This window comes from Gordonia terrae, assembly GCF_051789125.1.
Classification (GTDB): Bacteria; Actinomycetota; Actinomycetes; order Mycobacteriales; family Mycobacteriaceae; genus Gordonia; species Gordonia terrae_A.
The window spans coordinates 2,502,605-2,522,345 of record NZ_CP196526.1 but is presented as its reverse complement, the minus strand read 5'-3'; the positions used below and the strand labels follow the sequence as shown (position 1 = coordinate 2,522,345).

The 19,741-nt window shown below is 68.0% G+C and carries 16 protein-coding genes; 6 read left to right on the top strand and 10 right to left on the bottom strand.

Going from position 1 to position 19,741, the window contains the following annotated elements:
* Positions 1–618, bottom strand: coding sequence for an Rv1476 family membrane protein (locus ACSUZC_RS11460; RefSeq protein WP_439032881.1), 618 nt, complete (start codon positions 616–618; stop codon positions 1–3).
* Positions 619–989: 371 nt separating this feature from the next.
* Between ACSUZC_RS11460 and ACSUZC_RS11455 the strand changes: the two genes are divergently transcribed.
* Together ACSUZC_RS11455 and ACSUZC_RS11450 are read left to right on the top strand one after the other, a co-directional pair.
* Positions 990–3,812, top strand: coding sequence for an aconitate hydratase (locus ACSUZC_RS11455; RefSeq protein ID WP_439032880.1), 2,823 nt, complete (start codon positions 990–992; stop codon positions 3,810–3,812).
* A 15-nt stretch (positions 3,813–3,827) separates the two neighbouring features.
* Complete coding sequence (locus ACSUZC_RS11450) at positions 3,828–4,394, top strand: TetR/AcrR family transcriptional regulator (RefSeq protein ID WP_439032879.1); 567 nt, start codon at positions 3,828–3,830, stop codon at positions 4,392–4,394.
* Positions 4,395–4,403: 9 nt separating this feature from the next.
* Here ACSUZC_RS11450 and ACSUZC_RS11445 read toward each other — a convergent pair whose 3' ends face one another.
* Entirely contained in the window at positions 4,404–5,267 is an 864-nt protein-coding gene (locus ACSUZC_RS11445; protein WP_439032878.1) for a hypothetical protein, read from the bottom strand.
* 91 nt (positions 5,268–5,358) lie between these two features.
* Between ACSUZC_RS11445 and ACSUZC_RS11440 the strand changes: the two genes are divergently transcribed.
* On the top strand, positions 5,359–6,972 hold the full coding sequence (locus ACSUZC_RS11440) for a GMC oxidoreductase (protein ID WP_439032877.1): 1,614 nt from the start codon (positions 5,359–5,361) through the stop codon (positions 6,970–6,972).
* A 112-nt stretch (positions 6,973–7,084) separates the two neighbouring features.
* Positions 7,085–8,629 carry an acyl-CoA synthetase gene (locus tag ACSUZC_RS11435; protein WP_439032876.1) on the top strand — a complete coding sequence of 515 codons (1,545 nt, stop codon included), beginning with the start codon at positions 7,085–7,087 and terminating at the stop codon, positions 8,627–8,629.
* 19 nt (positions 8,630–8,648) lie between these two features.
* On the opposite strand, the gene ACSUZC_RS11430 is transcribed toward ACSUZC_RS11435, so the two are convergent.
* The gene (locus tag ACSUZC_RS11430) at positions 8,649–10,277 is read right to left on the bottom strand and encodes an ABC-F family ATP-binding cassette domain-containing protein (RefSeq protein WP_439032875.1); all 1,629 of its coding nucleotides are present in this window, start codon (positions 10,275–10,277) and stop codon (positions 8,649–8,651) included.
* Between the two features lie 99 nt (positions 10,278–10,376).
* Between ACSUZC_RS11430 and ACSUZC_RS11425 the strand changes: the two genes are divergently transcribed.
* Both ACSUZC_RS11425 and ACSUZC_RS11420 read left to right on the top strand, forming a co-directional pair.
* On the top strand, positions 10,377–11,189 hold the full coding sequence (locus tag ACSUZC_RS11425; RefSeq protein WP_439032874.1) for an SDR family oxidoreductase: 813 nt from the start codon (positions 10,377–10,379) through the stop codon (positions 11,187–11,189).
* A gap of 57 nt (positions 11,190–11,246) precedes the next feature.
* A complete protein-coding gene (locus ACSUZC_RS11420; protein WP_439032873.1) occupies positions 11,247–12,374 on the top strand; it encodes a lycopene cyclase family protein in 1,128 nt (375 codons plus the stop codon).
* Here ACSUZC_RS11420 and ACSUZC_RS11415 read toward each other — a convergent pair.
* Genes ACSUZC_RS11415 through sufC form a run of 7 tightly spaced genes read right to left on the bottom strand, consistent with a single transcriptional unit; the run spans position 12,371 to position 19,712 of the window.
* Complete coding sequence (locus ACSUZC_RS11415; RefSeq protein WP_439032872.1) at positions 12,371–14,932, bottom strand: polynucleotide kinase-phosphatase; 2,562 nt, start codon at positions 14,930–14,932, stop codon at positions 12,371–12,373. The genes ACSUZC_RS11420 and ACSUZC_RS11415 overlap by 4 nt on opposite strands.
* Positions 14,929–16,275, bottom strand: coding sequence for a 3' terminal RNA ribose 2'-O-methyltransferase Hen1 (locus ACSUZC_RS11410; RefSeq protein WP_439032871.1), 1,347 nt, complete (start codon positions 16,273–16,275; stop codon positions 14,929–14,931). Before ACSUZC_RS11410 ends, ACSUZC_RS11415 begins: the two co-directional genes overlap by 4 nt.
* 53 nt (positions 16,276–16,328) lie before the next feature.
* A complete protein-coding gene (locus ACSUZC_RS11405; RefSeq protein ID WP_439032870.1) occupies positions 16,329–16,724 on the bottom strand; it encodes a DUF1992 domain-containing protein in 396 nt (131 codons plus the stop codon).
* Between the two features lie 21 nt (positions 16,725–16,745).
* Positions 16,746–17,141, bottom strand: a complete 396-nt coding sequence (locus ACSUZC_RS11400) for a metal-sulfur cluster assembly factor (protein WP_439032869.1) — start codon at positions 17,139–17,141, stop codon at positions 16,746–16,748.
* Positions 17,138–17,605, bottom strand: a complete 468-nt coding sequence (sufU, locus tag ACSUZC_RS11395; RefSeq protein ID WP_439032868.1) for a Fe-S cluster assembly sulfur transfer protein SufU — start codon at positions 17,603–17,605, stop codon at positions 17,138–17,140. The genes ACSUZC_RS11400 and sufU overlap by 4 nt, the downstream gene beginning before the upstream one ends.
* A 2-nt stretch (positions 17,606–17,607) precedes the next feature.
* Positions 17,608–18,888, bottom strand: coding sequence for a cysteine desulfurase (locus ACSUZC_RS11390; protein WP_439032867.1), 1,281 nt, complete (start codon positions 18,886–18,888; stop codon positions 17,608–17,610).
* A gap of 50 nt (positions 18,889–18,938) precedes the next feature.
* A complete protein-coding gene (gene sufC, locus ACSUZC_RS11385; protein ID WP_439032866.1) occupies positions 18,939–19,712 on the bottom strand; it encodes a Fe-S cluster assembly ATPase SufC in 774 nt (257 codons plus the stop codon).
* Positions 19,713–19,741: the final 29 nt, after the last annotated feature.

Sequence of the window (19,741 nt, the reverse complement as noted above, 5' to 3'; positions counted from 1 at the left end):
TCAGCGGGACCGGCTCGACGACGGCTCGTCCGCAGGCGCCTCGCCCTCGGCACGATCCGGACCGACCGTCGAGGCGACGGGTCCGAGCGGGCCTTGCGCGGCGTGCCTGCGGGCCCGGGCGGAGCGCAGACGAGCGAGGACCGCCCCCACGAGCACCACGAGGATCAAAGCGATTCCGACGACGGTCCAGTCGACGTTCGGCCCGGTCATCGTGTCGATCATCTGGCGCGCAGCGCCGGGCGGGTAGGTCAGCGTCAGATCGTCGGTCGCCTGCTCCTGGACGACCCGGCTGAAGTCGGGTGATGAGCTGCCGACCGAGTTGGGACCGAGGACGATCACGGTGCCACCGACCTGGTCCTGCAACTGGTTGGCGATGTCGCGATACAGCGTGAAGCGCGGCTGGACCTGATCGACCACGACGAAGCTGACGTCGTGCCCCTTCGACCGGGCGTAGGCGACGACGTCGAGCATGGCAGGGAGCTGTTCCTCAGTGGCGCCGGCGACGCCGTCGTCGGCGATGTCCTTCGACAACTCGGTCATGTCCACGCCGACCAGGCCGGTGAGTTCGGTGTTCTCCGCGGGAGCTGCCAACACCTGAGTCGTCGCCTGCGGGCCCATCGCCACCCCTGCCTCTCGAGATCTCCGGGTTTCCCGGACATGGACGCACGGCATCGCGCCGTGGTCGAGTTCCCACTCGCCGAACCCCGCCCTGCACCGTACGACACAATGGGATCGTCTGGGTATCCGGCCACCAGCCCTTCCGGTTCGGCGTGTCCCGGGCACGAGCTTGGTAACAGTACGCCCGTACTGTTAGACTGGACGATGTTGTCGCGGGTCGCCCTCGCGGACATCCGATGGCGCCGGTGCAGCCCGCCGGCGCAGGGACATCGGCGGTGCAGAAGCGACATGCAGAGAAGACGCAGCCGCCCAGCTGTCCCGCCCGACCGCAAGACCGATCATCGAGTATCGCCGGCGCAGCCCGCCGGTACATGAGGAGAGTGGATTTAGACGTGAGTATCAATTCCTTCGACGCCCGCGGCACGCTGGACGTCGGCGACAACAGCTACGAGATCTACCGTCTGAACGCGGTCGAGGGCACCGGCAAACTCCCCTACTCGCTGAAGGTCCTGGCGGAGAACCTGCTGCGCACCGAAGACGGCGCCAACATCACCAAAGAACACATCGAGGCGATCGCGAACTGGGATCCGAACGCCGACCCGAGCATCGAGATCCAGTTCACCCCCGCCCGCGTGATCATGCAGGACTTCACCGGCGTGCCCTGCATCGTCGACCTCACCACGATGCGTGACGCGGTCAAGGAGCTCGGCGGCGATCCCGACAAGGTGAACCCGCTCGCGCCGGCCGAGATGGTCATCGACCACTCGGTCATCATCGAGGCCTTCGGTAACGCGCAGGCCTTCGAGCGCAACGTCGAGATCGAGTACCAGCGCAACGAAGAGCGATACAAGTTCCTCCGCTGGGGCCAGGGCGCCTTCGACGACTTCCGCGTCGTGCCGCCGGGCACCGGCATCGTCCACCAGGTCAACATCGAGCACCTCGCGCGGTCGATCATGGTCCGCGACGGCGTCGCCTACCCCGACACCTGCATCGGCACCGACTCGCACACCACGATGGAGAACGGTCTTGGCGTCCTGGGCTGGGGCGTCGGCGGTATCGAGGCCGAGGCTGCGATGCTCGGTCAGCCGGTGTCGATGCTCATCCCGCGTGTCGTCGGTTTCAAGCTGACCGGTTCGGCCAAGCCCGGCGTGACCGCCACCGACGTGGTCCTCACCATCACCGAGATGCTCCGCAAGCACGGCGTGGTCGGCAAGTTCGTCGAGTTCTACGGCAACGGCGTCGGCGAGGTCCCGCTGGCCAACCGCGCCACCATCGGCAACATGAGCCCCGAGTTCGGTTCCACCTGTGCGATGTTCCCCATCGACGAGGAGACCGTGAAGTACCTGCGGCTCACCGGCCGCAGCGAGGAGACGCTCGCGCTGGTCGAGGCCTACGCCAAGGAACAGGGCATGTGGCTGGAGAAGGACGCCGAGGAGGCCGTCTACTCCGAGTACCTCGAGCTCGATCTCGCCGACGTCGTGCCCTCGATCGCCGGCCCGAAGCGCCCGCAGGACCGCATCGAGCTGTGGGACGCCAAGAACGCGTTCCGCAAGGACATCCACAACTACGTCGAGAACGGCAACTCCGCCCCGCAGACCAAGCTCGACGAGGCCGTCGAGGAGAGCTTCCCGGCGTCGGATCCGGCCACGCTGTCCTTCGCCGATGATGGCGCCGAGCCGGTGCACTCGGCCGCCAACGGTGCCGAGGGCCGTCCCTCCAAGCCGGTGCGGGTGGATTCCGAGGAGCGCGGGTCGATGATCCTCGACCACGGCATCGTGACCATCGCGTCGATCACCAGCTGCACCAACACCTCCAACCCGTCGGTCATGCTGGGCGCCGCCCTGCTGGCCAAGAAGGCCGTCGAGAAGGGCCTGACCTCCAAGCCGTGGGTCAAGACCTCGATGGCACCCGGTTCGCAGGTCGTCACCGGTTACTACGACAAGTCCGGACTGTGGCCGTACCTGGAGAAGCTCGGCTTCTACCTCGTCGGCTACGGCTGCACCACCTGCATCGGCAACTCGGGACCGCTGCCGGAGGAGATCTCCAAGGCGATCAACGACAACGACCTGACCGCCACCGCGGTGCTCTCGGGTAACCGCAACTTCGAGGGTCGCATCAACCCCGACGTGAAGATGAACTACCTCGCGTCGCCGCCGCTGGTCATCGCCTACGCCCTCGCCGGCACGATGGACTTCGACTTCGAGACCGACGCGCTCGGCCAGGACACCGACGGCAACGACGTGTTCCTCAAGGACATCTGGCCCTCCAACGAGGAGATCGAGGCGACCATCGCATCGTCGATCTCGCCGGAGCAGTACGCCTCGGACTACGCCGACGTCTTCAAGGGCGACGAGCGTTGGCAGAACCTGCCGACCCCGTCGGGCAAGACCTTCGAGTGGGACGACGAGTCCACATACGTGCGCAAGCCTCCGTACTTCGAGGGCATGCAGCGCGAGCCGTCGCCCGTCACCGACATCAAGGGCGCACGCGTGCTCGCGAAGCTCGGCGACTCGGTGACCACCGACCACATCTCCCCCGCGTCGACGATCAAGCCCGGCACCCCCGCCGCGCAGTACCTCGACGCCAACGGAGTGGCTCGCAAGGACTACAACTCCCTGGGCGCCCGCCGCGGCAACCACGAGGTGATGATCCGGTCGACCTTCGGCAACATCCGTCTGCAGAACCAGCTGCTCGACGGTGTGACCGGCGGTTACACCCGCGACTTCACCCAGGAGGGTGCACCGCAGTCGTTCATCTACGACGCCGCGCAGAACTACGCCGAGCAGAACATCCCGCTCGTCGTGCTCGGCGGCAAGGAGTACGGCACCGGGTCGTCGCGCGACTGGGCCGCCAAGGGCACCAGCCTGCTCGGCGTCAAGGCCGTCATCACCGAGAGCTTCGAGCGCATCCACCGCTCGAACCTGATCGGAATGGGCGTGATCCCGCTGCAGTTCCCCGAGGGCGAGTCGCACAAGTCGCTGGGCCTCGACGGCACCGAGACCTTCGACATCGCCGGTATCGAGGAGCTGAACTCGGGCACCACGCCGTCGACCGTGCACGTCACCGCCACCAAGGAGGACGGTTCGACGGTGGAGTTCGATGCCAAGGTCCGCATCGACACCCCCGGAGAGGCCGACTACTACCGCAACGGAGGCATCCTGCAGTACGTGCTGCGCAACATGATCAAGAGCTGACAGGAGGCACGCGACGTGCCCAAGGTCAGCGATGACCGGCTTGCCGCGCGTCGTCGAGAGATTCTCGACGGCGCGCGGCATTGCTTCGCCGAGTACGGATACGACGGCGCGACCGTCAAACGGATCGAGGAGTCCACGGGCCTGTCCCGGGGCGCGATCTTCCATCACTATCGGGACAAGGAAGCGCTGTTCCTCGCGCTCGCACGGGAAGATGCCGAGCGCATGGCCGACGTGGCGGCCGAGCAGGGTCTCGTCCAGGTCATGCGGGACATGCTCACCCGGCCTCAGGATTTCGACTGGCTCGGAACCCGGCTGGAGATCGCGCGTAAGTTGCGTACGGACAACGGCTTTCGTGCAGAATGGTTGGCGCACTCGGCGGAGGTCGAGCAGGCGACCCTGAGCCGGCTGGAACGCGGCCGGCAGGCCGGGCGCCTCCGGGACGACGTGCCGACCGACGTGCTGCTCAACTACCTCGATCTGGTGCTCGACGGTCTCATCACACGACTGGCGACGGGACAGCCCACCGACGACCTCCACGCGGTGCTCGACCTCGTCGAGGAGTCGGTGCGCGCACACGACTGACCGCCCGGCTCACTCCGCGGTCAGGATCGCCACGAGCTCGCTCATCGACCTTCCGGCCGACAACCGGTAGGCGCGGACCGCGTCGTCGCCGGTGAGCTGGACGACGGGCTCCCCCTTCGTCGTCCAGCGCGCCGCCCCGGAGACCCCCGAACCCATCGCCCGAAGGTCCGGCGCCGGCGTCCGGGGGTCGTCGGCGACCGGAGGCAGTCCGCGCGCCTGCCGCATCAGCTGTCCCGCGACGGCGATCAGCCAGCACTCGGCGACCGCGACGGGCCGAATCGATGACAAGACCCGGCCCGACGCGTCGAAGGTCATGGTCATGGTGTCGGCGCGTTGTACCCGTATCAGCGATCCGGACACCGTGAAGCGAGCCATGCGATCGTTGTGCAGATCGAACTCCGCACCCAACCCGCGCAACGCCTCAATGCACTCGACGGACAGGTACCGCGCCGGCGAGTCCCGCTCCCGGCGGCGCTCCTCCTCCTCGCGTCGTCGGTCACCGATCGGGCGATAGTCCCGTTCCAACGCGCGCCGGTTCGGTGCCGCACCGTGGGCGAGTCGCCGATGCAGCCACGCCGGATCGATCTGTAGGAAATACCGGTAGTGGATTCGGCGCGGTGCATCGGCGTCGGTCACCGCAGAGTCGTGAACCAGCATCTGCACGCCGTGGTCGACCGACCAGACCGCAGCGACCCGGCCGTCGACCTCGGCCACCCATGACCAACCGCGCGAACGGATTTCGGGTGCGGACGCGTCCAAGACGACACTCAACGGCGTACCCGGGGTCACCGCGACCCGCCGCACATGGGAGATGACGTCATCACCCATCGCCACGCTGTCTCGATCCACCTCGATCTCCAGCGGCCCACCCACGACGGGCAGCTTATCCCGATGGTGACCCATTCCACAGAGTGGCCAGTTCTTAGGAGTTCCTAACCTTAGTTGTGCGGGCTAAGGTTTCCCGGTGATCTTCGACAACATCTCGACGCCGCCGGTTTCGCGGCGGACTGTCATCCGTTCCGCGGTGGCGGCCGGGGCGCTCGGCGCCCTCGCCTCGGTGCCCGCGACCTCGCAGGCCGCCCCGGGCCGCACGGCCATCGTCATCGGGACCGGCTTCGGCGGATCGGTCGCCGCGCTGCGCCTCGGCCAGGCGGGATTCGCCACCACCGTGTTCGAACGCGGACGACGCTGGCCGATCCGTCCCGACGGCAACACCTTCGCGGCATTCTCGAGGCCCGACAAGCGTGCCGCCTGGTTCGGCAACCGCGCGGGCGCCAACAGCGCCACCTCGATCCCGGTCGAGCCATACCCCGGAGTTCTCGACCACGTCGTCGGCAACGGTATCGAGGCGGTCTACGGCGCCGGGGTCGGCGGCGGTTCGCTGGTCTTCGGCTCGTTCGCACCCGTACCGCGCAGACAGGACTTCGAGTACGTCTTCCCGGCCGCAGCCGATTACGCCGAACTCGCGGCGACCTACTATCCACGGGCCAAGCAGGGGCTCGGGGTGTCGGCGATGCCCGCCGACATCCTGGCCCACCCCAACTACGTCGGCGCACGGAACTGGCTCAAGGTGATCGCCCGCTACGGTGCGACGCCCCACTTCTTCGACTTCGCGATCGACTGGGACATCGTCCGGGACGAGATCGCCGGGCGCAAGGATCCGTCGGTCATCGCAGGCGAACTGAGCTACGGCGTGAACAGCGGGGCCAAGAAGTCCACGGACCGTACGTATCTGGCCGCCGCCGAACGCACCGGAAACGTCACGATCAAGCCGATGCACGAGGTCTTCGACATCCGCCCACGTTCGCGTCGCGCGGGATTCGTCGTGACCGCGCGCGTCCGCGACGAACAGGGCCGGACCGTCCGGACGGTGACCGCGGAAGCCGACCACCTGTTCATGGCGGCCGGCTCGTTCCACACCACACGGATGCTCGTCGAGGCGCGGGCCAAGGGGACGCTGCCCCGGTTGTCGCCGCGCATCGGCGACGGGTTCGGCACCAACGGCGACTTCCTCACCATCCGCAGCAACCCGTCCGAGGACTTCGGCCTGGTGCAGGGCGGTCCCGGTTACGCGCGGATCTACGAGGACCATCTGACCGACTCGCCGGTGTCGATGGTCTATCAGGCGACGCCTCTGCCGGCGCCGCTCGGCAAGGCGGCCACGACCCACCTCGTGCAGGCGCTCACCGACGAGCGCGGGACGGTCGACTTCGATCACGCCACGCGTACCGCGAAGCTCAGCTACCCCCACGCGGAGGGCACCAACGCCGTCGATCGGCAGGCCACCGCCTTCATCGCACGGTTCCACCAACGCACCGAGGCGCGCTACGGCCGTCCGGCCAACGGCGTGCCGATCTACACCCGTGCGGTCGGATTCGGTTCAGCGGGTACCTATCACGGACTCGGCGGGGTCGTGATGAACCAGGCGGCATCCTATGACGGCGCGGTGCACGGTTACGACAACCTCTATGTCGTCGACGGGTCCTTCGCGCCCGGAGCCGTCGGCCTGGTCAACCCGGCGCTCACGATCACGGCATTGGCCGAGCGCACCATGGACCGGTTCCTCGCATCGCATTGAGCCCAGGGGGATCGGACACGTCTGTCAGGTAGTGTGACTCACGACACCCCGAACGAGCGTTAGATAGCGCTCGTTCGGGGTGAACGTCCCTTCGTTTTCGAGGAGTGCACCCTTGTTCCCAGGAGTCTTCGCCAAGTCCACTCCGGACAAGCCCGCGATCATTCGTGCCGCCACCGGTGAGCAGCTGACCTACCGGCAACTGGACGAGAATTCGACCCGGCTGGCCAACTACCTCGACTCACTCGGCTTGAAGCGCGGCGACAACATCGCGGTGGTCTCGGCCAACGACCTGCACGTGTTCGAGGTCTACTGGGCCGCGCTGCGCAGCGGTCTGTACGTCACGGCCGTCAACCATCATCTGACCGCCGCCGAGACCAACTACATCCTGGGCGACTGCAACGCGCAGGTGCTGTTCGCCGGCGCCTCGGTCGTCGACGCCGTGTCGGCGACGACCGAGATCGAGGCTCTGTCGGGTGCGGGTCGACGCGTGGTCTGGGGCGGCGACCTCGACGGTTTCGACAACTACGACAAGATCCTGGCCGACGCCTCGCCCGAACCCCGCACCGACCAGCCGCGGGGCACCGACATGCTCTACTCCTCGGGTACCACCGGCCGCCCCAAGGGCATCAAGACACCAATGCCCGAAGGACAGGTCGACGAGATCCCCGACGCCTACACGGCGATCTTCGCGCCGATGTATGGCTTCGACGAGTCCGCGGTGTACCTCTCCCCCGCCCCGCTGTATCACGCTGCGCCACTGCGCTATTGCGGAATGACGAACTCCGTCGGCGGCACGGTCGTGATGATGGACCGCTTCGATCCGGAGGCGGCTCTCGCGGCCATCGAGAAGTACAAGGTGACCCACAGCCAGTGGGTGCCGACCATGTTCATCCGCATGCTCAAGCTGCCCGACGACGTCCGCACCAAGTACGACGTCAGCAGCCTGAAGATCGCCGTCCACGCGGCCGCGCCGTGTCCGGTCGAGGTCAAGCGGGCGATGATCGAGTGGTGGGGTCCGGTTATTCACGAGTACTACGCATCGACCGAGGCCGCGGGCGCCACCTTCATCGGGCCGCAGGAGGCGCTCGACCACCCCGGCTCTGTGGGCAAACCGCTGCTCGGCGTGGTCCACATCTGCGACGAGGACGGCAAGGAACTGCCCACCGGCGAGGTCGGCCAGGTGTTCTTCGAGCGCGAGGACGTGGCCTTCCAGTATCACAACGATCCGGAGAAGACGCGCAGCGCCCAGCACCCCGAGCACGAGAACTGGTCCACGACAGGCGATGTGGGCTATGTCGACGAGGAGGGGTATCTGTACCTCACCGACCGCAAGGCGTTCATGATCATCTCCGGCGGCGTCAACATCTACCCGCAGGAGGCCGAGAACGTCCTGATCAACCATCCGGCCGTCTTCGACGTCGCCGTCATCGGGGTTCCCGACGCCGATCTGGGCGAAGTCGCCAAGGCCTGCGTCCAGCTCACCGAGGGCCAGGAGCCCACGGATGAACTCGCCGAGGACCTGATCACCTTCACCAAGGACAACATCGCCGCGTACAAGGCCCCGCGTTCGGTCGACTTCGTCGACGAGCTGCCGCGGACACCCACCGGGAAGCTCGTGAAGGGCGACCTGCGCAAGAAGTACTGGCCGGCGAGCTGAACGACCGGGGCGGCGAGGATCAGGCCAGCTCGATGAGCTCCTGGTACTCGTCGCTCCAGTGGTCCTCGGTGCCGTCCGGCAGGAGGATGACACGCTGCGGGTCGAGGGCGGCGGCCGCCCCGGGGTCGTGCGTGACGAGAACGACGGCGCCGGTGTAGCTCCGGAGGGCGTCGAGGACCTGTTCGCGCGAGATCGGGTCGAGGTTGTTCGTCGGCTCGTCGAGGAGCAGTACGTTCGCCGCCGACGACACGAGACCGGCCAGCGTCAGACGGGTCTTCTCGCCGCCCGACAGGGTGCCGGCCGGCTGATCGAGCTGCGGCCCGGTGAACATGAACGCGCCCAACAGGCTTCGGAGATCCTGCTCGCCGGCGTCGGGTGCGGCGTGGCGGATGTTCTCCCACACGCTCGCCTGATCGTCGAGGGTGTCGTGTTCCTGTGCGAAGTAACCGATCTTCAGCCCGTAGCCGGGCTCGAGGCGACCGGTGTCCGGCTTCTCCACGCCGGCAAGCATTTTCAACAGCGTGGTCTTGCCGGCACCGTTGAGGCCGAGCACGACGACGCGACTGCCCTTGTCGATCGCGAGATCCACGCCGGTGAAGATCTCCAGGGATCCATAACTCTTCGACAGACCCGAGGTCATCAGCGGGGTCTTGCCACACGTGGCTGGTTCGGGGAACCGGATTCGGGCGGTGCGGTCGGCCACCCGCTCGTCGTCGAGCGCGTCGATCATCCGCTCGGCCCGCTTGAGCATGTTCTGCGCGGCAGTGGCCTTTGTGGCCTTGGCACCCAGCTTCGCGGCCTGCGTGCGCAACGCGGAGGCCTTCTTCTCCGCGTTGGCCCGTTCGCGGCGGCGACGCTGCTCGTCGGTTGCGCGCGCGTCGAGGTACCGCTTCCAGGTCATGTTGTAGATGTCGGCCTCACCGCGGACCGCGTCGAGGAACCAGACGCGGTTCACCACATCGGCGAGGAGGTCGACATCGTGACTGATCACGACGAGACCGCCCTCATGGTTCTGCAAGAAGCTGCGCAGCCAGGCGATGGAGTCGGCGTCGAGGTGGTTGGTCGGCTCGTCGAGCAACAGGGTGGTGTCGGATTTTCCGGAACCGTCGGACGCCGCGAACAGGATGCGGGCCAGTTCGATGCGCCGGCGCTGACCACCGGAGAGCGTGCGCAACGGCTGGCTGAGGACGCGGTCGGGCAGACCGAGGCTGTTGCAGATACGGGCGGCCTCGGACTCGGCGACGTAACCGCCGAGGGACGAGAAGCGCTCCTCGAGACGACCGTAGCGGGCGACCGCCTTGTCGCGGAGTTTGTCGTCGGCGGCCTCGGCCATCGCCGCCTGCTGCTTCTCCATGTCACGCAGGATCTCGTCGAGCCCGCGTGCGGAGAGCACGCGGTCCTTGGCGAGGACGTCCAGATCGCCCTCTTTCGGATCCTGCGGGAGATAGCCGAGCTCGCCGGAGCGGCGGATCGAACCCGCGTAGGGTTCGGTCTCCCCCGCGAGGATGCGCAATGTGGTGGTCTTTCCCGCGCCGTTGCGGCCCACGAGGCCGATGCGGTCGCCGGGCTGGATACGCAGGGCATCGCCGGGCGCCGACAGCAGGGTCCGAGCGCCCGCTCGTACCTCAAGGTCGGTCGCGGTGATCACGACGTGCCAGTCTACCGGTGTCGCGCCACCGATTTGTCCACGCACGGTCTCCTGGGGACGCCATCGACTCCCCCCGCGGGGACACGGTGGCCCGATACGGTGTGGAGCGTGACGCAATCCACAACGATTCCGCAGAACTTTCCCCAGTCCTCCGACCTCACCGGCCGCTCGGCACTGGTGACCGGTGCCAGCCGCGGCATCGGCGAGGCCATCGCCACCGAGCTCGCCCGACGCGGCGCCTCGGTCGTCATCACCAGCCGCAAGGCCGAGCCGCTCGCGGAGGCCGCGGACCGGATCCGGGCGGCGGTGCCGGGCGCGACGGTGTCGGCGAGCGCGGGCAACACCGGTGACGCCGACGACCGCGCCGCAGCGGTGGCGGCCGCGGTCGCCCAGGGCGGAGGAATCCACATACTGGTGAACAACACCGGTATCGCTCCCCTCGCGGGCCCGCTGATGGATGCCGACCTCGCCGCTTACCGCAAGACGTTCGACACCAACGTGGTCGCCGCGCTCGGGTTCGTCCAGGAGGCCTATCGCGCGGGGATGAAGGAAACCGGCGGGTCGATCGTCAACATCTCGTCGGTCGCGGGTCTGCGGTCGACCGGTGTCATCGCGGCCTACGGGACGTCCAAGGCCGCACTGATCCGACTCACCGCCGAACTGGCGTGGGAACTCGGCCCGAACATCCGCGTCAACGCGATCGCACCGTCGATCGTGCGGACCAAGTTCGCGTCGGTGTTCACCGAGGGCGACAACGAGGCACGCGCCGCCGCTTCGTATCCGATGAAGCGCATCGGCGAACCGGAGGACGTCGCCCGGGCGGTCGCCTTCCTGGCGAGCGACGAGTCGGCGTGGATCACCGGCGAGACGCTGGCCGTCGACGGCGGCATGCTTGCCACCGGTGGCGCGTGACCCATCGTCCGCCGACGGTTGCCCGTCCGGACCGGCGTCCGTGACGAAGGACGGGGTGTGAGCTCCGAAGTCATCGTCGCGGGGGCCGGACCGGCCGGTCGCGCCCTCGTCCACCGACTGATACGCGCAGGCGTGCCGTCCACACTCGTCGACCCGGCCCCCGAGCGGGTCTGGCAGTCGACCTTCGCCTGCTGGTCCGACGAGCTGCCCGACTGGCTCGACCCTTCGGCGGTGGCCGCCCGGACCGAACGGGTCGGGGTCGCCGGTCGTGACCTCGAGGAGGTGGCCCGCGGCTACACCGTGTTCGACACCCCCGGCCTCCAGCGGTCGCTCACCCTCGACGGGGTTCCGATCATGGCCGCACGTGTGGTCCAGATCGACGGCGGCCGTGTGCATCTCGACGACGGCTCCATACTGACCGGTGATGCCGTGGTCGACTGCCGCGGTGCGCTCCCCCACGACGCGGCGCGCCAGACCGCATACGGGATCGTCGTCGACGCGGCCACGGCCGCACCGGTTCTCGCCGGACACGAGGCGTTGCTGATGGACTGGCGGGGCGGGGCCACGCACCGCCACGCCCTACCGTCCTTTCTGTACGTGGTGCCGCTGGGCGATGGCGAATACCTCCTCGAGGAAACCTGTCTCGCAGGGCACCCCGCTCTGGGACTCGACGAGCTCGAACGGCGCCTCGCCGAACGCCTCGGCGGTATGCCGGACACGATCCGGCGGGTCGAGCACGTCGACTTCCCGCTCACCGGCTCGTCTCCGCGACCGTGGCGCGACCCGACGTTCCGTTTCGGTGCCGCAGGGGGATTCAAGAACCCGACGACCGGCTACAGCGTCGCGAGTTCCCTGATGTGCACCGACGCGGTGGTCGCCTCACTCGCCGCGGGCCGCGACCCCGCGTCGGACCTGTGGCCCGCGCAGACCCGCGCAGTACACAATCTGCGTCTGCGCGGGCTGAACGCGCTGCTGCAGCTGAACCCGGCACAGACCGTCGCGTTCTTCGAAGCGTTCTTCGCCATGCCCGTCGCCGCGCAACGCAGCTACCTGAGCGACCGCGACGACCTCACCGGGACGATGGGTGCGATGACCCGAGTCATCAGGTCCGTCGACATGCGGACGCGCGTGGTCGTCGCCCGCGGCGCCATGTCGACGCCGGCGTGGGCCGACGACCCGACCTAGAGCCGCGAGTCGACCGGCTCGGACTCCAGGGCGAGGATGGCGAAGACGGCTTCGTGTACCCGCCACAGCGGTTCTCCGGCGGTGTGGCGCGCCAGCGCCTCTCGGCCGAGCTGGTACTCGCGCATCGCCATCGATCGTTTGTGGCGCAGATCCCGGCTTCGTAGTCGCGCGATGTCGTCGGGATACGACGGCCCGTAGACGATGCGCAGGTACTCCCGCCCGCGCACCTTCACCCCGGGTGCGACCATCCGTCCTCGACGGTCGCGGGTGATGTTCTCGGCGGGTTTGACCACCATGCCCTCCCCGCCCGCGTCGGTGAGGTCCTGCCACCAGCGTGCGGCATCATCGATCGCGGCGGGATCGCCGAGATCGACGTGGCGGTGCGCGGTCGCCACGAACAGTCCCGGGTCGGCCGCGCGGAGTTGCTCGGCGACGTCGAGATGCCATGCATGCGCCAGCTTCTCGGCGGTGCGCGACCCGTCGGGTCCACCGAACGCCAACACTTCGAAGGGTGCGATACGCGCTGCCGACACGCCCGCGCCGACCTCTAAGTGATTCAGATAGGCCCGGGTGAACGCGTCGATGTCGCCCCGCCGCGATGCCGTCGCGGTGGCCGGACCCGTCACATCGAGGCCCCGGCCCGCTGCGACGGCGAGTTCGGCCGACAACAGATCGAGTTCGGGCCTCGCGGCCGCCGCCACGCCTGCGAACTCGCTTCGGATCAGGCCCTCGCCCTTGATGTTCCACGGCAGCAGTTCCGCATCGAAGATGATCCAGCGGCATCCGAGCGAATCGAACACCGAGCGCGCCGCCGACCGGGCGCGCTCGATGATCGACGCGGTGTCCTGCGGGTCGAAGAACGGCCGTCCCGTACGGGTGTAGAGAGCACCGGCGGCGCCGGGGACACCGAAGACCTCCGTCGCGGTCGACTCACCGTCGCAGAGCACGAGGATCGCGCGGGAACCCATGTGCTTCTCCTCGCACACCACCCGCTCGACGCCCGACCGCCGGAAGAACTCGAATCCGGCCGCCGGATCCTCCAGCAATCCGTCGGCGCTGCCGGTCACCGGGCTCATCGTCGGCGGCAGGTATCGGAGCCACCCCGGATCGACGGCGAACCGGGACATCACCTCGAGCGCGGCCGCGGCGTGGTCCTCACGCACCGTGATCGGCGGTCCGAACCGGTTGCTCACCGCACGTTTGCCCAGGACGTCGTCGATTCGGATCGTGGACCGCACACGCGCGTCGGCGGTGGTGCCGCCGTACCCGAGGGGACGTTCGGAGGGCCAGTGCTCCACGCTCGCAGCGACATCGACGATCTCGGCCTCGGGATATCGCAGAGCGGTCAGACGACCTCCGAAGACGCACCCGGTGTCGACACACAGGGTGTTGTTCAACCAGGCGGCGGTCGGTACCGGCGTGTGCCCGTACACGACCATCGCCTTGCCCCGGTAGTCCCGCGCCCACTCCACCCGGACCGGAAACCCCCACCGGTCCTTCTCCCCCGTCGTCTCGCCGTACATCGCGAGGTTGCGCACCCGGCCCGACGTGCGCCCGTGGTAGCGCTCTGCGAGTCCGGCGTGCGCGACGACGAGGCGTCCGTCGTCGAAGACGTAGTGCGACACCAGGCCGTCGAGAAAGGCGATCACCTCGGTGACGAATTCCTCGGGCTCGTCGGCCAACTGAGACAGTGTCTCGGCCAGACCGTGTGCCAGGACCTTCGGCTCGGCGCCTCGCGCGGTTCGCTCGCGCACGATGCGTAGCAGCTTCTCCTCGTGGTTGCCGCGCACGCACATCGCCTGTCCCGCCGAGACCATGGACATGACCAGACGCAGAACACCCGGGGTGTCGGGCCCCCGATCGACGAGGTCGCCCACGAAGATCGCACGGCGACCGTCGGGATGGTCGTGTGCGGCGACCGCCCGCCCGTCGGCGTTGCGGATCAGGGACCATCCCAGAGCGCTCAGCAGGTCGGACAGTTCATCGGCGCAGCCGTGGACGTCGCCGACGATGTCGAACGGGCCGTGGTCGTCGGTGCGGTCGTTGAACAGGCGGGTGCGCACCACCTCCGCCGCGTCGATCCCGGCCGTATCGGACAGCACATGGACGAACCGGAAACCCTCTCGCCGCAAATGCTTTCCGTGCTGACGCAGGAGCTTGTGCTGACGTACGACGACGCCCTCGTCGATGTCGTCGCGGTCGGTCGCCCGGCGCAGCAGCTCGGCGACCGGTACGTCGAGCACGATCGCGACCGCGAAGACGTCCTCCTCCTTGGCCAGGTCGACCAGCACCTTCCGGTCCTCCGGACGCAGCGAGGTGGCATCGATGACGGTGAGCAGGCCGCGGCGCAGTCGCCGGCGGGCGACGTCGACGAGGGCCGCGAACGCATCGGCCGTCGCGGTCTGATCGGTCGGATCGTCGGCGACGTACCCGCGGAAGACGTCTGAGGACAACACCTCGGTGGCGCGGAAGTGAGCGCGCGCGAATGTACTCTTCCCCGCACCCGCGACGCCGACGAGCACGACGAGCCCGAGCGACGGAATGTCGATCCGGCTCATGCGGTTTCCTCATTCCGTGCGGCGGCGGCGTCGCGGCGGCTGAAGACCGCGAACTGCGTGGGCGTCCCGTGGTCCGGGTGCAGGTCGCCGATGCCGCCGATCTCGACGTCGTAGCGATACTCGGCGGCCACCGTGTCGCACCACTGGGCGAAGTCGGCGCGGGTGAACTCGAACCGGTGGTCGGGGTGCCGCAGGTCGATTCCGTAGTGCGCGTTGTACTCCCGATTGGGTGTCGTGACGATCACCACGCGAGGTGCCATCCCGTCGAAGACGGTGTGGGCGGCCCTCGGCAACCGGTCGAGGTCGATGTGCTCGATGACCTCCATCAGGATCACCGCATCGTACCCGCGACACCGGGCGTCGGCGTAGACCAGGGACGACTGCCACAACTCCACTCCTCGGACGCGCGCGAGGGCGGCGTCGGCACGACCAAGCGCGGCCGTCGAGACGTCCACGCCCGCCAGGACGAGACCGGGGTCTGCGGCCAGCGCCGCCAGGAGCCGACCCTCCCCGCACCCCACGTCGAGGACCGATCGTGCACCGGACGACCGGATCAGCTCGACGACACGGTCGATGCGCCGGCGGGCCAGCGAGTCGCGCTGGGGGGACCGCGGAGTCGGGCTGGGCGAAGGGGTGTCGTCGCCGCTCAGGCGGTCCAGCGCCCCGTCCACCAGTGGACGGATGCCTTTCAGATAACCGCCGACGATGGCGTCGCGCTGCGGATGAGCGGCCAGCCAGTCGGCGCCGAGCCGGTCGAGCTTCTCGATCTCCGGCTCGTCGACGAAGTAGTGCTGATCGTCGGCCAGGACCGGCACGAGCACCGCGAGATGACGCAGCGTATCGCGCACGGTGAATGATCCGCGCACCGTCACGGTCGCGTAGCCGGAGTCTCCCCACTCGGACGGTCGCAGCTCCTGCGGCTCGACCTCCACGGCCCACCCGAGCGGGCCGAACAGGTCTGCCGGGGTCGTCCGCGCACGCAACGGGACCGACGGGATGGTCACGGTCACCGGCCACCGGTGATCGACGAGGTCGGGCTTGAGCTTGCAGCGTCCGGCCAGCGCGTCGCCGTACACCTTGCCGATGGCGACGACGAGTCGCGATCCGGCGGCGTGGGCGACGTCGTTCACGTGACGCCCGGTGTCGCCGGGCACCCGCGCGCCGGCCCCGTCGACGTGGAGCAACGCCCGGCAGGTCGACGAGGTGGCCTCGGGGTAGAACACGGTGGCCAGGCCCTGGCTGGTCGGGAAGGTCTGTACCCGGTCCGGATGTTTGTGGAGCAGGAAGCCCAGATCGGTGGCCGGGACCTCACTGTCCCCGGCGACCTGCACGGAGAGGATCACCGTCTCACCGTACGGGGCGTGGCAACCGATTTGCGCCCCGTTTGCGCGGCACCTCAGCCGCGCAGTGCCCGCCAGCGTCTGATCACATCGTCGACGTCGACGGTGTGCGCAACGACGCTGTGCGGCAGCATCATCTGACGCGAGGCCAGATGCGCCTCGCGCACGCGGCGGTTGAAATCGGTCAGGATGTTCCGGACGGCGTTCTCGTCAGCGATGTCGCGCAGCGACTCCGGAAAGTCTTGCGCCTCCCGTCGGAGTTGCAACGGTGCGGGCAACAAGGCCGTCGAGTCGAGGTTCTCGTCGCGGATCTTCCGTTTGACCCACCAGTCCGGGTCATCGCTGTCGGACAGGTCCAGCGGCTTTCCGGCACCCGGCAGGTTCTCGAACTCGCCGCGCTCGGTCGCCTCGCGGATCATCCGCTCGACTCGCGACTCGAACCTTGACGTCATCGCCGACGAACAGGAACCCGACTAGACGGTGAACCCGAGGGCGCGCAGTTGCTCGCGACCGTCGTCGGTGATCTTGTCGGGCCCCCACGGCGGAAGCCAGACCCAGTTGATCTCCAGGTCGGTGCACAGGCCGCTGCTGACCAGTGCGCCGCGCGACTGGTCCTCGATCACGTCGGTGAGCGGGCACGCCGCGGAGGTGAGGGTCATGTCGATCTTCGCCACCGCATCGTCGGTCACCTCGATGCCGTACACGAGCCCGAGGTCCACGACGTTGATGCCGAGCTCGGGATCGACGACGTCGCGCATGGCCTCCTCGACATCGTCGATCGCGGGAAGCGACGTGGCCGGCGCCGGTGGCGTGCCCGTCACGCCGGTGTCGGTCGGTGTCTGTTCTGTGGTTGCGGTGTCGTCACTCATGCTGTCTCCACTCGTGTGTCAAGGCTGTCAATCGTCTGCGCGAGTGCGTCTTTGAACGCCATCCAGCCGAGGAGCGCGCATTTGACGCGTGCGGGGTACTTGCTGACCCCGGTGAACGCGATGCCGTCGCCGATGGTGTCCTCATCGCCGGGATCCTTGCCGCGCGAGGTCATCATCGACGTGAACGAGTCGACGGTCACCAAAGCGTCGGCGACCGGCTGCCCGACGATCAGGTCGTGCAGAACCGATGTGGAGGCCTGCGAGATAGAGCATCCCTGCCCGTCGTAGGAGACGTCGGCGATGGTCGTACCGTCCTCGGACACGGCCACGCGCAACGTCACCTCGTCCCCGCAGGTCGGGTTGACGTGGTGCACCTCGGCGCCGTACGGCTCACGGAGCCCGCGGCCGTGCGGATGTTTGTAGTGGTCCAGGATCACCTCCTGGTACATCTGCTCCATCCGCATGGTCAGACCGTCCCGAAGAACTTCTGCGCCTTGCTGATCGCGGCCGCGAGGGCGTCGATCTCGGCGAAGGTGTTGTAGGCGGCGAAGGAGGCGCGAGCGGTTGCGGCGACGCCGAAACGTCGGTGCAACGGCCACGCACAATGGTGGCCGACGCGGATCGCGACACCCTCGTCGTCGAGGATCTGTCCGAGATCGTGGGCGTGGATGCCGTCGACGAGGAACGACACCGCGCCACCGCGCTTCTCGGTGTTCGCCGGTCCGATGATGCGCAGACCGTCGATCGTCGCCAGCCGGTCGAGGGCCCGCTCGGTGAGCGCGTGCTCGTGCGCCGCAACGGCTTCCATGCCGATCGCCTGCAGATAGCGGACAGCGGCACCGAGCCCGACGACCTGGGAGGTCATGGGCACACCGGCCTCGAACCGCTGCGGAGCGGGCGCGTACGTCGACACCTCCATGGTCACCGTCTCGATCATCGAGCCGCCGGTGATGAACGGAGGCAGGGCATCGAGGATCTCAGCCTTGCCGTAGAGCGCCCCGACCCCACTGGGACCGAACATCTTGTGCCCGGAGAAGGCGGCGAAGTCGACGTCGAGTGCCGGGAAGTCGACCAGCATGTGCGGAACCGACTGGCAGGCATCCAGAACGACGAGAGCGCCGACCGCGCGAGCACGGGACACGAGCTCGGGCACATCGGCGACCGCGCCGGTGACGTTGGACTGCTGGGTGAACGCGACGACCTTCACCGATTCGTCGAGAGTCAGTGAGTCCAGGTCGATCCGGCCGTCGTCGGTGACCCCGTACCACCGCAGCGTCGCGCCGGTCCGCCGGCAGAGTTCCTGCCACGGGACGAGATTGGCGTGATGCTCCAATTCGGTGACGACCACCGTGTCGCCGGGACCCAGAGCCGAGCCGCCGAGGACCGGCGCCGAGCGCGCATCACCGAGCGTGTAGGCCACCAGGTTCAGCGCCTCGGTCGCGTTCTTGGTGAACACGAGCTGGTCGGCCGACGCACCCACGAACTGCGCGATGACCTCGCGCGCGTCCTCGTAGGCGTCGGTCGCCTCCTCGGCCAGCTGGTGGGCGCCTCGGTGCACAGCGGCGTTGTGGTGGGTCAGGAAGTACCGCTCGGCGTCGAGCACCTGGAGCGGGCGCTGGGACGTGGCCCCGGAATCGAGGTAGACCAGCGGCTTCTCGTCGCGCACCGTGCGCGACAGGATGGGGAAATCAGCCCTCAGCGCGTCGACGTCCAGCGCCGCCGAGGTTGTCTCGGTCGAGAGTGTCACCTGCGTACACCTCCTGTGTGCGGACTCGGACGGACTCGGTTCAAAACGGCTCAGACGGCCTTGGCCGCCGAGGTGAAGCGCTCGTAGCCGTTCTCCTCAAGCACGTCGGCCAGCTCGGAACCGCCGGACTCGACGACGCGGCCGTTGACGAACACATGCACGAAATCCGGCTTGATGTAACGGAGGATGCGCGTGTAGTGCGTGATCAGCAGGACGCCGCCGTTGTCGCGGTCCTTGTACCGGTTGACGCCCTCGCTGACGACGCGCAGTGCATCGACGTCGAGACCGGAGTCGGTCTCGTCGAGGATGGCGATGCGGGGCTTGAGCAGATCGAGCTGCAGGATCTCGTGGCGCTTCTTCTCGCCGCCGGAGAACCCCTCGTTGACGCTGCGCTCGGAGAACGACGGATCGATCTCCAACGCGGTCATCGCCTCCTTGGTCTCCTTGACCCAGTGACGCAGCTTCGGCGCCTCGCCACGCACGGCGGTCGCCGCGGTCCGGAGGAAGTTCGACATCGAGACACCCGGCACCTCGACGGGGTACTGCATCGCCAGGAACAGACCGGCGCGGGCCCGCTCGTCGACGCTCATCTCCAGGACGTCCTCACCGTCGAGGGTGATCGATCCGGAGGTCACCTCGTACTTCGGGTGACCGGCGATGGCATAGGACAGTGTCGACTTGCCCGAACCGTTGGGTCCCATGATCGCGTGCGTCTCACCGGACTTCACGGTCAGGTCGACACCCTTGAGGATGTGGATGGGCTCGGCGTCGGAGTCGGTCTGGGCGACATCGACGTGCAGGTCACGGATTTCCAGAGTGGTCATGGTGTGTTCTCTCTAACAGGCTGTGGGAG

Bases quoted from the DNA above. Each gene is read 5' to 3' on its own strand.
- ACSUZC_RS11460 (WP_439032881.1), bottom strand. From the start codon at position 618: ATGGGCCCGCAGGCGACGACTCAGGTGTTGGCAGCTCCCGCGGAGAAC.
- ACSUZC_RS11455 (WP_439032880.1), top strand. From the start codon at position 990: ATGAGGAGAGTGGATTTAGACGTGAGTATCAATTCCTTCGACGCCCGC.
- ACSUZC_RS11415 (WP_439032872.1), bottom strand. From the start codon at position 14,932: ATGAGCCGGATCGACATTCCGTCGCTCGGGCTCGTCGTGCTCGTCGGC.
- ACSUZC_RS11405 (WP_439032870.1), bottom strand. From the start codon at position 16,724: ATGACGTCAAGGTTCGAGTCGCGAGTCGAGCGGATGATCCGCGAGGCG.
- ACSUZC_RS11400 (WP_439032869.1), bottom strand. From the start codon at position 17,141: ATGAGTGACGACACCGCAACCACAGAACAGACACCGACCGACACCGGC.
- sufU (WP_439032868.1), bottom strand. From the start codon at position 17,605: ATGCGGATGGAGCAGATGTACCAGGAGGTGATCCTGGACCACTACAAA.
- sufC (WP_439032866.1), bottom strand. From the start codon at position 19,712: ATGACCACTCTGGAAATCCGTGACCTGCACGTCGATGTCGCCCAGACC.